Origin of the sequence: Sphingorhabdus profundilacus (assembly GCF_009769755.1) — a bacterium.
Lineage (GTDB): Bacteria > Pseudomonadota > Alphaproteobacteria > Sphingomonadales > Sphingomonadaceae > Sphingorhabdus_B > Sphingorhabdus_B profundilacus.
Genome location: NZ_SDWJ01000001.1, coordinates 851,552 through 864,983, shown reverse-complemented (window position 1 = coordinate 864,983; position 13,432 = coordinate 851,552). Strand labels below are relative to the sequence as shown.

The 13,432-nt window shown below is 54.7% G+C and carries 11 protein-coding genes; all 11 read right to left on the bottom strand.

Features of this window, described 5'->3' with window-relative positions:
• Positions 1 to 34: 34 nt before the first annotated feature.
• The 11 genes from phhA to EUU23_RS03915 all read right to left on the bottom strand — a co-directional run bounded on the left by phhA (position 35) and on the right by EUU23_RS03915 (position 13,424).
• On the bottom strand, positions 35 to 904 hold the full coding sequence (gene phhA, locus EUU23_RS03965) for a phenylalanine 4-monooxygenase (RefSeq protein ID WP_160352798.1): 870 nt from the start codon (positions 902 to 904) through the stop codon (positions 35 to 37).
• Positions 905 to 1,024: 120 nt separating this feature from the next.
• Positions 1,025 to 1,723, bottom strand: coding sequence for a Crp/Fnr family transcriptional regulator (locus EUU23_RS03960; RefSeq protein WP_160352797.1), 699 nt, complete (start codon positions 1,721 to 1,723; stop codon positions 1,025 to 1,027).
• A gap of 209 nt (positions 1,724 to 1,932) precedes the next feature.
• Complete coding sequence (ligA, locus tag EUU23_RS03955) at positions 1,933 to 3,948, bottom strand: NAD-dependent DNA ligase LigA (RefSeq protein WP_160353523.1); 2,016 nt, start codon at positions 3,946 to 3,948, stop codon at positions 1,933 to 1,935.
• 35 nt (positions 3,949 to 3,983) lie between these two features.
• Entirely contained in the window at positions 3,984 to 5,639 is a 1,656-nt protein-coding gene (gene recN, locus EUU23_RS03950) for a DNA repair protein RecN (protein WP_160352796.1), read from the bottom strand.
• A gap of 4 nt (positions 5,640 to 5,643) precedes the next feature.
• Entirely contained in the window at positions 5,644 to 5,871 is a 228-nt protein-coding gene (locus tag EUU23_RS03945) for a hypothetical protein (protein ID WP_160352795.1), read from the bottom strand.
• 37 nt (positions 5,872 to 5,908) lie between these two features.
• A complete protein-coding gene (locus tag EUU23_RS03940) occupies positions 5,909 to 6,703 on the bottom strand; it encodes an outer membrane protein assembly factor BamD (RefSeq protein WP_160352794.1) in 795 nt (264 codons plus the stop codon).
• Positions 6,704 to 6,800: 97 nt separating this feature from the next.
• Positions 6,801 to 9,017, bottom strand: coding sequence for a M20/M25/M40 family metallo-hydrolase (locus EUU23_RS03935; RefSeq protein ID WP_160352793.1), 2,217 nt, complete (start codon positions 9,015 to 9,017; stop codon positions 6,801 to 6,803).
• 194 nt (positions 9,018 to 9,211) lie between these two features.
• On the bottom strand, positions 9,212 to 11,548 hold the full coding sequence (pnp, locus tag EUU23_RS03930; protein WP_160352792.1) for a polyribonucleotide nucleotidyltransferase: 2,337 nt from the start codon (positions 11,546 to 11,548) through the stop codon (positions 9,212 to 9,214).
• Between the two features lie 169 nt (positions 11,549 to 11,717).
• Positions 11,718 to 11,987: a 30S ribosomal protein S15 gene (rpsO, locus tag EUU23_RS03925; protein ID WP_160352791.1), complete on the bottom strand. Its 270-nt coding sequence runs from the start codon at positions 11,985 to 11,987 to the stop codon at positions 11,718 to 11,720.
• Positions 11,988 to 12,011: 24 nt separating this feature from the next.
• Positions 12,012 to 12,965, bottom strand: coding sequence for a tRNA pseudouridine(55) synthase TruB (gene truB / locus EUU23_RS03920; RefSeq protein ID WP_160352790.1), 954 nt, complete (start codon positions 12,963 to 12,965; stop codon positions 12,012 to 12,014).
• Positions 12,966 to 12,995: 30 nt separating this feature from the next.
• A complete protein-coding gene (locus EUU23_RS03915; RefSeq protein ID WP_246156077.1) occupies positions 12,996 to 13,424 on the bottom strand; it encodes a DUF6491 family protein in 429 nt (142 codons plus the stop codon).
• Positions 13,425 to 13,432 lie beyond the last annotated feature (8 nt).

The window sequence follows — 13,432 nt, the reverse complement described above, 5'->3', positions numbered from 1 at the left end:
GAATGCGGGGGCCGGTTGCTTTTCCCCCTCCCTTTTAGCGACCGGCCCCTTGCACATAGGCCTGCGTTCCGCGCGTAAGTATAACATCATTGGTCAAGATATCGGCAACTGCAATATCGGGAAGCTTCTCGAGGCTTCGATATAAGGGCGCAAAATCTGTATTCACTGTCACATGGCGTAGCTGCTCCAAGCTGGGAATTACGAAGTAATTTTGCTGAAAATCATCAATCCGATACTCCGTTCGCATAACGCGCATCAGGTCGAATTCTATCCGATTGGGACTGGAATCATCCAGGGCAAAGACGCTTTCGGCAAAGCTCGATACGATACCCGCACCATATATTCTCAATCCGTCAGGTTGCTGGATTAAACCGAATTCAACCGTGTACCAATATAGCCGCGCCAAATGGTCGAGTGCACCATATTCCAGCGACCGCAAACCGCCTTTTCCATATGCCACCATAAAATCCGCAAAGACAGGATCGGCCAACATTGGAACATGGCCGAAAACGTCGTGGAACACGTCCGGCTCCTGTAAATAATCGAGCTGGTCTGGCCTTCTTATGAAATTCCCAGCGGGAAAGCGGCGATTTGCCAAATGGTCGAAAAAAATGTCATCAGGAACCAGTCCTGGCACCGCAACAACTTCCCAACCTGTCGCGGCCAACAAACGCGCATTCAGTTCGCGATAGTCAGGAATTCCCGGCCTAGATAATTTCAACACATCCAACCCACGCATAAAAGCGTCGGCTGCGCGTTCGGGCAACATTTCGGATTGTCGCGCAAAAAGCAAATCCCACATGGCATGTTCATCCGCGCTGAATGCATCCCAATTCTGGGAAACCGTCCAATCGGCATTGGCACCATCAGGTGGCGTTTCATATACATGCTGGAAATCGGCCATAGGAAAGTGGTTACACTTGAAACTGTTTTACATCAACAACCCTTAAGGTCAGAACGATTTAAATGTGCTTACGAGCAGAATGACCTCAAACCTCGTCAAAGATAAGTAGGCGTTTATGGCCTAGTTTTTCATCCATCGCTTTAAGGCTGCGGGATCTTCAATTACCAAATGTCCATAATGTCTCGAAACAAAGCCAAGGCCTTCAAGTTCAGCCAAGGCAGAGGCTATGGTCATACGGGACACACCGACCAATTCAGCCAGTTCCTGTTGCTTTATTCCTAACGTTACGGGCGGTTCCCGGTCTGCAACAAAAGCCAACAAACGCTGCGCCAATCTTTTGGGTGCAGGCATGTTCCTGAATACCAAAAGATTGTCGAGGGCCTCCTGCAATTGTTTTGCCAAGATTTTGAGCATTTCGCGGGATATTTCAGTTGAACCTGCAATGATATCTGACAAAATCGCCTCACTTACCCAAAGCATTTCCGTTTTGCCCAATGCCTCCGCATCCAGCACCCTTCTAAATTGGCCCAGGCAAGCCAATTCGCCGAAACTATCCCCTGGGCCCAAAATGAACAAGACGTGCATCATACCCTGCTTGTCCTGATGCCCCAACTTGACCTGTCCTTTATCGATGATCCAGAATCCACCCGCAGAATCGCCACGTTGATGCAAAAACTGACCCGATTCGAAGTTCCGGCGAACCGCTTTACTTCGCAATTCTGTTCGAAGGGCTTCTGGAAAACTGGCAAAGAGTGCCGGAGCATCGACCGACCGGCCAATGTTTTCAGACAGATGATCCGATTGTAAAGTTGTTGACATTATTGTGACACTAACCGTCATATAAAAGTTATGAAGCAAGACCTTTCGGAGTCGCGGGATCTGGTGTCAGGCATAATGCCGATATTGGTCAAAAATTGAAGGGATAAAGCTTTGGACCGCGCGGCACGAGGGGGATCGCTGCGGTTCTGGCGGCGTACTGGCTGCTCCTTTTAGCCAGTACGCCGCCAAGCTTTCTTTGGGTCCTGACCCTAGCTAGCAGCCATGATTGCGGCCCACTCCGCTTCGTTAACGATCTTAACACCCAAGGCTGTCGCCTGCTTCAACTTCGAACCCGCGCCGGGCCCTGCCACAACAAGATCGGTTTTGGCACTTACCGAACCTGCGGCCTTTGCACCTAGTGCCTCCGCTTGAGCCTTTGCTTCGTCGCGGCTCATGGTTTCCAGCTTTCCGGTGAACACAATGGTTTTGCCAGTCCACTCACTTTCCCGGATGTTAGACACATAGGCGGGCGGATCAACTTCCCGCATCAGATCGTCCCATACATCCCGATTATGCAGTTCGTGGAAAAAGTCTCCCAGCGCTTCGGCTACTGTCGGGCCTATCCCGTCAATACTCGTTAGCTCGGCCACCGCCGAAACATCGCCCGCAGCAACGCGCTTGCCAATCTCGGCAATCGCGTCGAGTGTTCCGAAATTGCGGACCAGATCTTTTGATGTCCCTGCCCCGACATGCCGGATTCCCAAACCGAAAAGCAACTTCATAGGATCGGGCGCGCGCTTTGCCTGTATGGCTGCCAACAGATTATCCACAGACTTATCCTGCCACCCGTCACGCGCCAAAATCTCTTGTCGGCGGGCGTGGAGGCGAAAGATATCCGCAGGACTTTCCAGCCAGCCGGCCGCAAAAAACTCCTGCACTGATTTTTCGCCCAGCCCTTCGATATCAAGCGCTGCACGGCTAACGAAATGGATAAGCCGCTGCACACGTTGTGCAGGGCAGATCAAACCGCCGGTGCAGCGAACATCCACCTCACCCTCTTCCGCCACCGCTTCAGATCCGCATTCGGGGCAGTGGTCGGGAAAATCAAAGGCGGGCCGATCAATATCGCGGGTCAAATTGTCCACGATTTGGGGAATAACATCCCCTGCCCGCTGAACGATGACCCGGTCGCCGGGCCTTACGCCCAACCGGGCAATTTCGTCGCGATTGTGCAAGGTAACATTGGATACGACAACACCCCCGACCGTGACCGGTTTCAAACGGCCGACGGGTGTCAGCTTACCGGTCCGGCCAACCTGGATATCAACCGATTCCAAGGTTGTTTCGGCCTGCTCTGCCGGGAATTTATGCGCGATTGCCCAGCGGGGTGCTTTCGCCACAAAGCCAAGCCGTTCCTGCCAATCCAGCCGATCAACCTTATACACCACCCCATCAATATCATAAGGCAACTCTGCCCGCTGACGCTGGATGTTGGCATAATGCGCCAATGCGCCGGTCGCATTATCGACCTGAATCAATAGAGGCGATACCGGAACGCCCCATTCCGCAATCGCAGTCATAACACCCATTTGACTATCGGCAGGCAATCCACTCACATCGCCCCAGCCATGGGCCAGAAAACGTAAAGGGCGAGATGCTGTGATGCTCGCATCTTTCTGGCGTAATGACCCGGCGGCCGCGTTGCGCGGATTGGCGAAAATCTTTCCGCCTTTTGTTTCTTGCTCGGAATTAAGGGCCGCAAAGTCTGACTTGGCCATGTAAACTTCGCCGCGGATTTCTAACAGTGCAGGCGGGTTGCCTGAAAGATGCTGCGGTATATCGGATATGGTTGCCACATTCGCAGTGACATCTTCACCGACAGTACCGTCACCCCGGGTTGCAGCCTGTTTCAGAACGCCATTTTCATAGTGCAGTGATAGGGACAATCCGTCGATTTTATCCTCGGCTGTTAATTCCACTGAAGCTTCGGAAGGCAAATTCAGGAACCGGCGGATCCGTCCTACAAAGTCCTCGACGTCTTCGGCATTGAAGGCATTATCTAGGCTCATCATGCGTTTGGCGTGGGTGACTTTCTTGAGGCCGGAGCCATCGACCGCGGCGCCTACCTGGCGGTTCGGGCTGTCGGGACGGATCAGGTGAGGGAACGCCGTTTCAAGTTCATTGTTGCGGCGGACCAATGCGTCATATTCCGCGTCGGATATCTCCGGCGCGTCTTCGGCATGGTAGCGTTTGTTGTGATAGGCGATCTGCTTGGCAAGCCGCATAAGTTCATTGGCGGCATCTGCTTCATTCGGAATTGTCACACACCCTCCAGCAACCGTTCGGCTTGCGCCCTTGCCTCATCAGTCACTTCGGCGCCCGAAAGCATCCGCGCGATTTCCTGCCGCCTTGCTTCTGCATCAAGCAGAACAACACCGGTCCGGGTAACTGTCCCGTGGCTGGACTTGGCAATGAAGTAATGCGCCTGCCCCTTGGCCGCGACCTGCGGGCTGTGCGTCACCGCCAGCAATTGCGTATGGCGGGCAAGCCGGGCAAGCCGCTCACCGATGGCCGCGGCAACCGCGCCGCCAACACCCCGGTCAATTTCGTCGAAGATGATCGTGGCCGCCCCACCCTCTTCGGCCAAGGCAACCTTCAAAGCCAGAATGAAGCGCGACAATTCGCCGCCCGATGCGATTTTCGCCAAGGGCGCAAATGGCGCGCCCGGGTTTGTGGAGATAAGAAACTCCACCCGGTCCATACCGGTACTGCTCCAACGATCCTCAGGCAGACGCTCAACGACGGTCTGGAACTGCGCCGCATCCAGTTTCAACGGTGCGAGTTCGGCTTTGACCGCCGCGTCCAGCTTTGCAGCGGCTTGCGAGCGCGCCGCGCTCATTGCTTCGGCGGCGTCAACAAAGGCGCTGTGCTTGGCCCTGACCTCCGCCTCCAGCTTCGCGAGCCCTTCCCCACCAGCCTGAATGGAATCGAGCCGGGCATTCAGATTTTCCTGCAACGACACTATCGCATCGGGCGCAACATTATGCTTGCGCGCCAATGCCCGCAGTTCGAACAGGCGCTCTTCAATTTCATCCAGACGCGCAGGCTCAAACTCGATCGCCCGTGCCGCAGCGTTCAATTTGTCTTCTGCCTCGCTCGCCTCGATAACCGCGCGATCAAGTGCGGTAAGCGCCTCGGCCAGTAAGGGATGTGCATCGGCCAACCGGTCCAATTTGCGTGCCGCAGAGCGGATCAAGGCCAAACCGCTTTTTGGACCGTCAAAGCTTTCAAGAACCGCTTTCAAATCCTCGGCAATACGCTCCCCCTTTTGCATGTCGGAGCGTTCACCGGCCAGTTGCTCTTCTTCGCCGGGTTGCGGATTAAATTTTGCCAGTTCGGCAACGGCATGTTCCAGCCATTCCCGGTCACGCGCCGCATTTTCAAGCGCCTCGCGTGCGACATCAAGCCGGGACTTAGCCTCTTGCCAGGCGGTATAGTGACTGGCGACCAAGGCGGTATCGCACCGTCCGAAGCTATCGAGCAAAAGTCGGTGTCCGCGCGGATTGAGCATGCCACGATCATCATGCTGCCCGTGAATTTCCACCAGAGCCGCACCGACATCCCGCAACAATGCAGCAGAACAGGGCTGATCGTTGATAAAGGCCTTGCTGCCTCCGTCGGCCTTGACTGAACGCCGGATCAGCAGCGGCTCTTTTTTATCGATTTCGATATCATTATCCGCCAGCAGACTCACGACATTGTCGGGTGCATCAAAACTCGCCGTCACTTGCGCCCGTTCGGCGCCGTTACGCACAAGGCCGCTATCGGCCCTTGCCCCTAGCGCCAAGCCCAGTGCATCGAGCAATATCGATTTACCCGCACCGGTCTCGCCCGTCAGGACGCCCAATCCACCTGCAAATTCAAGGTCCAGCGCCTCGATCAGCACCACATCGCGGATCGAAAGCCCCGTTAGCATGGCATTAGGCCGTGAACCCATAAATATTATCGTCGAGGTTTGAGGCTATTTTGTTCAGAGCAAGGAAGGAAGCCGCCGGGATATGGATATATCTCAAGGCTTTCTGACGCAGCGATGGGCAAAATGGGTCAAATCCTTCGGACGTCATAATGGCTTCGATCTCGAACCAAAATACACTTGCAGGCAAAATGACTGCCTGACTGCGCGCATTTTGGTCCGATATCTTCGCCATTTTGAAGCCTCGACGATAATATTTATGGGTTCCCGGCCTAAGCGCTGGGCGCGTGCTTCTGCATCAAGTCATAAGCGCGTTTGTACCATTCGCTGCCGGGATAATTGGCCCCAAGAACAGCCGCCGCCTTCTTTGCCTCTTCTGGAACGCCCATAGCAAGATAGGATTCAGTCAGGCGATATAGAGCCTCAGGCGCGTGGGTTGTCGTATCAAATTTGTCGACAACTTCACGAAAGCGCAGCGAAGACGCCAGCCACAGTGCGCGGCGCTGGTAAAAGCGGCCAATTTCCATTTCCTTGCCGGCCAAATGGTCACGGACAAGGTCAACTTTCAAGGTAGCATCAGCGGCATAGCGCGAAGTCGGGTAACGACGCTGTACCTCACCCAAAGCGGCCAAGGCCTGTTCCGAAATCTTTTGGTCACGTGTCACATCGCTAATTTGTTCATAATAGCTAAGCGCAATCAGATAATAGGCATAGGCCGCATCTTTGTTTCCCGGGTGAATAGACAGGAACCGGCGAGATGACTGGATCGATTCGTTATATTTTTGCGCCATATAATAGCTGAAAGAACTCATCAGCTGGGCACGGCGCGCCCATGGTGAATAGGGATGCTGGCGCTCGACTTCATCAAACAGGGCCGCCGCCACAGGATATTGCTTGTTATCCAGCTTCTCTTTTGCCGCCGCGTACAGCGTGTTTACATCGCGCGCGACGTAGCGGGTGTTGCTACCCGGTTTTGCACCGCCGCCGCCAAGCCCGAGGGCGGCGCAGCCAGAAAGCATCGAAGAGGCGGCAAGCAATGCCACAGACACAAGCAGTTTTTTGTTCATGACCATTCCCTAGTTAATCTTGAGCGCGCCGCCAAGTGCTTTGCTGATTTTGTCCCCAGATGCCTGTTTCACCCTGTATCGCACATGAATTTTGTCATCATGGGCCGGGAACGTCATCGCCATATCTTAAAACGAGCGAGTCACTCATTACCCTTGTGCCGTTAAACTGTGCCCAGTCGGTATTGGGGCCAACTGGCGCGGGTGATCCTGTCGGCATTTTTTCAACCGCGTAAAGATAATCAATGTATAATAGACCCGCTTGCTTTCGCTCAAATTGAAGCGACAGTTTTGCATTCGGGGTCTCGGCACGCCAGCCAATCCGCGTCGCTTGCCCTGCGGGAATCCTCACCTTCCGGTTATTTACCCGGATGTTGTCCAAATCTGCAACCGGGCGAATTGTAAAGTTCATCAACCGAGGTGCGACCTTGCTTTCCATATTTATTGTTACCTGATTGCCTTGTTCGACCATGCTGATGTTGGGTGGTGGCATGGGAGCAGAAGGAGCGCTTACCGCCTTCCATTTCAGGCTTTCAAATCCTTTGGGCGATATGGAAACTACATTGCCATCGGGCAACTCGCGCGCGGTCGAACTGGTTGCCCAGAAATTTCTGCCACTTTGCCGGTCACTATAGTAAAAAAGGTCGCCCGGTTTAGGTTTGCGTTCTGAAAAGCTGGCATGAAAGGAAAAAAAAATTCCGCCAACGATAGCAAGGCCGATCAACCCTGTGCCTATGCGGGTTGACCTTCGCAAATTGCCAAAGTCCATAATCACCGGTCCGATAAGGGTCACGGCAAACGGAATGATCAAAGCAATGGGCGCAGGTGTCATGGGTGCAACCGACACATAGGTAACAATGACCCCAATCAGCAATAATGCCCCCCATAGCCCCCCAACTATCGCGCTTGCACACAGAACAGCAGGCGTTTGCCACCCTGTCCTCGCCGCCAGATTCAGTAAAATTGCACCGATCAACCCGCCCCAGTCGAACAGCCAACTTGCCCCCGGCATCCATATTTGTGCGGCAAGCGCACAAAGCAGCATCAATATGACCGAACCTGTCCACATTGCGGCGCGCGGCTTGACCACCAATATGGAACCAGCCGCGAATGCGACATATATCCATAAAACCGCACCCATTTCATTGATGCGTTCACGCAAGGGAATCATGCCGTTGCCATAGGCAAAACTCGCAACCAAATGGCTTATGACACCGACCCCGACGGTGAGAGCTAGCATGCCGGCAGTGCCATAGAGCGCCTGACGCCACCCTACACCCAGCCGTTGCACCTGGGCCGTGTGCAGGAAACCGAAGCCGATCGCCACCAGTACCCACCCCATCCACAGCGGATAGCGCACGACGAAAAGACCGAAAAAATCGAAATAGGCTGAATCCGCCCCTTGCGCTGGCAATGCATTTGCATTGGCAAGTGCCCGCGTCGTGGTCAGTGCAAAATTACCCAAATGCCGTAAAGCGCCGATGTCCAGATTCTCGATATTGTCGGTGGGCATATGATAGTCGAGCAACCGGTCAATAAAGGCTGCGTTGATACCCGTTACGCCTTTTGCCAACGGGACCGAGAGATCGGTGTCATTTGGAAGCATTTTATAGACATCATTGGCAAGGCTGTTGCCAGTCGGGGAAATCGCATTGCTTGCCCAAGTTTCAATCAAGCCAGCATTGCCCGGCGATGTCTGGAACATGATAGCCCGACCGCGCGAACCGCGCGCTTCGACATTGACGACTGCGCCGATCCTTTGCGCCAGAGTGTGGCGGTCAAAAAATTCATGTGCGCCAATCAGACCTAGCTCTTCTGCATCAGTGGCGATAAAAATCACGTCCCGCGTCGGCTTTGGACCGGTTGACATAACCCGCGCAGTTTCGATAAGCGCCGCAACCCCCGCGCCATCATCCGCAGCGCCATTGGCCCATGGCGCACTGTCATAATGCGCCATCAATGCCACAGCCTTGTCGGCGCGATTACGCCCCGGTAGCACTGCGATAATATTTTCATAAGGCGCAACGTTAACTGACCCGTTTCTCCGCCGGTCAAAATTTGCCTGCCGTACCCCGACACCTGTCTGCGTACTCACTTCAAGCCCCATCGAAGCAAAGCGTGAGACAAGCCAATTTCGCGTTTTATCATGGCCGGGCGAGCCGACGGGTCTTGGTTCACTTGCGATTGCGCGCAATGTGGCCTGTGCGGACTGTACGGAATATCCTGTGCCGCCATCATGTGAAGGTGGCACGCGCGTGATGAGGGCTATCGCAATTGCAGCAGCTACAACAAAAGGTAGAAACAAATATCGACGCATTAAAAAGGGTCCCCCCAGACCCGTCGCGACCACAATTGAAGGAGAATAATCAGCTATACTGAATTTTAACCATAAAACAAATTTTGCGATACCATGTAAAACTTGATGCGTCACATTCTGATACAAATCAGGCTGCTTCAAACAAAAAAGGGGCCGCCGCAGCGACCCCTTTCCTCTCCAGTGCCTTTACAGGCTTAGTCTTTCAGGAAGGCCGGTACATGGTCGGGATCGCCCCCGCCATTATTGCCGCCTTCATTGCCACCTTCGGAGCGTTCACGACGCGGGCCACGGTCGCCGCGGCCTTCGCCCCGGCCACCATCCCGGCGTGGACCACGATCACCGCGACCTTCGCCACGACCACCTTCGCGGCCGCCGTCACGACGGGGACCACGATCGCTGCGCTCGCTCTTTTCGCGGGGCGGACGTGTGTCTTCCAGTTCTTCGCCAGTTTCCTGATCAACAACGCGCATCGACAGCCGAACCTTGCCGCGCGGATCGATTTCGAGAACCTTGACCTTGACGTCCATGCCTTCGCTGACAACGTCCGTTACCTTTTCAACGCGTTCGTTCCGCATTTCGCTGACATGGACGAGGCCGTCCTTGCCGCCCATGAAATTCACGAACGCACCGAAATCGACGAGGTTTACAACCTTGCCGTCATAGATCTTGCCGACTTCAGCTTCTTCAACGATGCCGCTGATCCACTTGCGAGCCGCTTCAATCTGGGTCAGGTCGCTCGACGAGATCTTGATCAGACCTTCGTCATCAATGTCCACCTTGGCGCCGGTCGTTGCCACGATTTCGCGGATAACCTTGCCACCGGTGCCGATGATGTCACGGATCTTCGCCTTGTCGATCTGCATCGTTTCAATGCGCGGTGCATGTGCCGACAGTTCGCCACGGACTTCGCCCAATGCCTTGGCCATTTCGCCCAGGATATGCGCGCGGCCTTCCTTGGCTTGGGTCAATGCGGCTTCGAAGATTTCGCGGGTAATCCCGGCAATCTTGATGTCCATCTGCATCGTGGTGATGCCTTCGGAAGTACCTGCAACCTTGAAATCCATGTCGCCCAGATGATCTTCATCACCCAGAATGTCGGACAGAATTGCAAAATCCTTACCTTCGAGGATCAGGCCCATGGCAATGCCGCTGACCGGACGCTTGATCGGGACGCCGGCGTCCATCATGGCGAGGCTTCCGCCGCATACCGATGCCATCGACGACGAACCGTTGGATTCGGTAATGTCGCTGGTCAGACGGATGGTATAGGGAAACTCGTCCTTGGTTGGCAGAACAGGGTGCAAAGCGCGCCATGCAAGCTTGCCATGGCCGACTTCACGACGACCCGGCGCGCCGAAGCGGCCGACTTCACCAACCGAATAGGGCGGGAAGTTATAGTGCAGCATGAAATGCTCGTAATGCAGGCCACCAAGGCCGTCGATCATCTGCTCTGCGTCCTTGGTGCCCAAGGTGCAGGTCGCGATGGTCTGGGTTTCGCCACGGGTGAACAGGGCGGAACCATGTGCGCGCGGCAGAAAGTGCGTTTCGCCGAGGATCGGACGAATCTGCGTGGTGGTGCGTCCGTCAATGCGGGTGCCGTCTTTCAGGATGGCGCCGCGAACGATTTCGGCTTCCAGCTTCTTCATCAGCTTGCCAGCAGCCATCTGGTCCTGCGGGGTTGCATCGGCAAAGGCTTCTTTCGCCTTTGCACGCGCTTCGTTCAGGGCGTTGCTGCGCGCCGACTTGTCGGTCAGCTTGTACGCTGCGGCAATATCCTTGCCGATCAGCTTCTTCAGCTTGTCTTTTGCAGCCGAAAGATCGGCCTGCTCTGCCATTGCCCAAGGTTCCTTGGCGGCTTGCTCGGCAAGCTTCACGATGGCTTTGACGATTTCCTTACATGCATCATGTGCAAACAGGACGGCGCCAAGCATGATTTCTTCCGAAAGCTCATTGGCTTCGGATTCAACCATCATCACGGCATCATAAGTTGCCGCGACCACCAGATCGAGGTCGCCTTCGGCAACCTGTTCGTCGGTGGGGTTCAGGATATATTCGCCGTTCACATAACCAACACGTGCCGCGCCGATCGGGCCCATGAAAGGAACGCCCGAAATGGTCAGAGCAGCCGAAGTTGCAACCATCGCAAGAATGTCGGGCTCATTGTGGCCGTCATAGCTTAGAACCTGTGCAATAGCGTTGATTTCATTATAGAAACCTTCGGGGAAAAGCGGACGGACCGGACGGTCGATCAGACGCGAAACCAGTGTTTCCTTCTCCGTGGCGCCACGTTCGCGCTTGAAAAAGCCGCCGGGTATGCGACCGGCTGCGGAATATTTTTCCTGATAGTGAACGGTCAACGGGAAGAAATCCTGACCTTCTTTCACTGACTTCGCAGCGGTAACCGCGCAAAGAACAACAGTTTCGCCCAGCGACGCCATGACAGCACCGTCGGCTTGACGGGCAACCTTGCCCGTTTCGAGTGTCAGGGTTTGTCCGCCCCACTCGATTGATACAGTTTTCGTATTAAACATAGATTTTCCTTTGACTCAGCACCGCCCTATTGCGGTGTGAGGCCTCTTGATTGCGGAAATACCGATCCGCTGCGGGTGGGGCTAAAAAGCGCCCCTATGGCAAACCAGCCTCATTGCCGGATCGCCCCATAAGCAAAAAGCGGCCCGTTTGGGGGCCGCTTTCGCATAATTACTTGCGAAGACCGAGCTTCGCGATGAGTGCGGCGTAACGGTCCGCATCAATTTTCTTCAAATAGTCCAGAAGCGAACGGCGCTTGTTGACCATCATCAAAAGACCACGACGCGAATGGTTGTCCTTGTGGTGATCCTTGAAATGACCCGTCAGGGCGTTGATCCGGTCGGTCAGAATGGCAACCTGCACTTCAGGCGATCCGGTATCATTAGGCTCACGAGCATGCTCTTTGATAACCTGGGCTTTACGTTCAGCAGTAATAGACATATTTTTCCTTCGAACATCATGGTTTTAAAGGTTAAAGCCACGGACGGATCTTAATTCTCCGTCGATGCTCTCCACCAGCGCAATAGGCCGCATTTCCGCGTCCCTCGCCCAATGTAGACCATCTTTCATGGCAATCCCGGTCAAGACGCGACCCTGTTGGATCGCCCTTGCCTGTTCCGGGGAGAGATCAAGAGCCGGGATGTCGACCAGCCCTGCCTCTATCGGCAAGATAATGTCTTCTTGGGCCGCCCCTTGGCCGAAAGCATTCAGTTTGTCCAGCGAAATCGCGCTTTCCAAGTCAAATGGTCCGGCGCGGGTCCGGCGGAGCATGGTCACATGACCCACGGTACCCACAGCATAAGCGATATCGCGGGCAAGTGAACGGATATAGGTGCCTTTGGAAACATGGGCCGAAAAGGTCACCGAACTCAAAGTCTCGTCACCCTGAACTTGTTTCAGGGTCGTACTATTCTGCTCGTCAAAATAAGACCCTGAAACAAGTTCAGGGTGATGGAGTGTGAGGCTGTGGACGAATATTGACCGCGCGTTCATCTCCACATCTTCGCCTGCTCTGGCCCGTTCATACGCACGCTTGCCATCGATTTTGATAGCTGAATATGCCGGTGGAATTTGCGCGATGGCACCGGTGAACTCGCCCAAAACCAGCTCTATTTCTGATATGGTCGGCCGAAGGTCCGAAGTCGCTACGACCTTGCCCTCGGCATCAAGGCCTCTTGTTTCGGCTCCGAAACTTATGGTGAACTCATATGTCTTCGATGCATCGAGCATTCGCCCGCAGAGCTTTGTCGCTTCACCCAATGCTATCGGCAACACCCCCGTTGCCAGGGGATCGAGGGTCCCGCCATGGCCCACTTTAACTTTGCCAAAGCCAGCCTGACGCAGGTTCCGCTTAACCGCGGCCACGGCCTGGGTGGAGCCCAAACCCAATGGTTTATCCAATATGATCCAGCCATGCATGGCCTGCCTTTAAGGCCGTCCACGCTTTAGTCAATTTGAAGGCGCGACCACATCCTTGGCGGCAACTTTCGCAGCGTTCCGCAATTTCAGCCTTTCCTTGCGCGGCAAAGGCTTTTCCGAAGTCTGCAGGCTGATCAACGGGCATTTCTGACCCCGCACAATGATCGAACTGAATTTATCAAAATGCGGTGATCCGCCAGTATCGAACCCAATGGCTTGGGCAAAATCCAGATCATGGCAGCCACCCATAAGCTCCGCATAATACCAACGGCGCTGACGATCCTCAAGCCAGACGCCGTCGCTGCCGTCGGCTTCGAAATTGCGAATGGCGTCGTGGTGCGGAAAGATGATCTTACTTTCCACGCCAAGTTCGGGCCAGACATAGGGTTCCGGCCTTTTTGCTTCAACAGGGGCAGCCAGGGTTGCTGCGGCTAAGGCGATGATAAAGAAGCTTTTCATGTCGGCGA

Excerpts from the sequence above, each read along its gene's own strand:
- EUU23_RS03945 (WP_160352795.1), bottom strand. The coding sequence starts at position 5,871 with ATGGCGAAGATATCGGACCAAAATGCGCGCAGTCAGGCAGTCATTTTG.
- recN (WP_160352796.1), bottom strand. The coding sequence starts at position 5,639 with ATGCTAACGGGGCTTTCGATCCGCGATGTGGTGCTGATCGAGGCGCTG.
- EUU23_RS03915 (WP_246156077.1), bottom strand. The coding sequence starts at position 13,424 with ATGAAAAGCTTCTTTATCATCGCCTTAGCCGCAGCAACCCTGGCTGCC.
- phhA (WP_160352798.1), bottom strand. The coding sequence starts at position 904 with ATGGCCGATTTCCAGCATGTATATGAAACGCCACCTGATGGTGCCAAT.
- truB (WP_160352790.1), bottom strand. The coding sequence starts at position 12,965 with ATGCATGGCTGGATCATATTGGATAAACCATTGGGTTTGGGCTCCACC.
- EUU23_RS03940 (WP_160352794.1), bottom strand. The coding sequence starts at position 6,703 with ATGAACAAAAAACTGCTTGTGTCTGTGGCATTGCTTGCCGCCTCTTCG.
- pnp (WP_160352792.1), bottom strand. The coding sequence starts at position 11,548 with ATGTTTAATACGAAAACTGTATCAATCGAGTGGGGCGGACAAACCCTG.
- ligA (WP_160353523.1), bottom strand. The coding sequence starts at position 3,948 with ATGCGGCTTGCCAAGCAGATCGCCTATCACAACAAACGCTACCATGCC.
- EUU23_RS03935 (WP_160352793.1), bottom strand. The coding sequence starts at position 9,017 with ATGCGTCGATATTTGTTTCTACCTTTTGTTGTAGCTGCTGCAATTGCG.
- rpsO (WP_160352791.1), bottom strand. The coding sequence starts at position 11,987 with ATGTCTATTACTGCTGAACGTAAAGCCCAGGTTATCAAAGAGCATGCT.
- EUU23_RS03960 (WP_160352797.1), bottom strand. The coding sequence starts at position 1,723 with ATGTCAACAACTTTACAATCGGATCATCTGTCTGAAAACATTGGCCGG.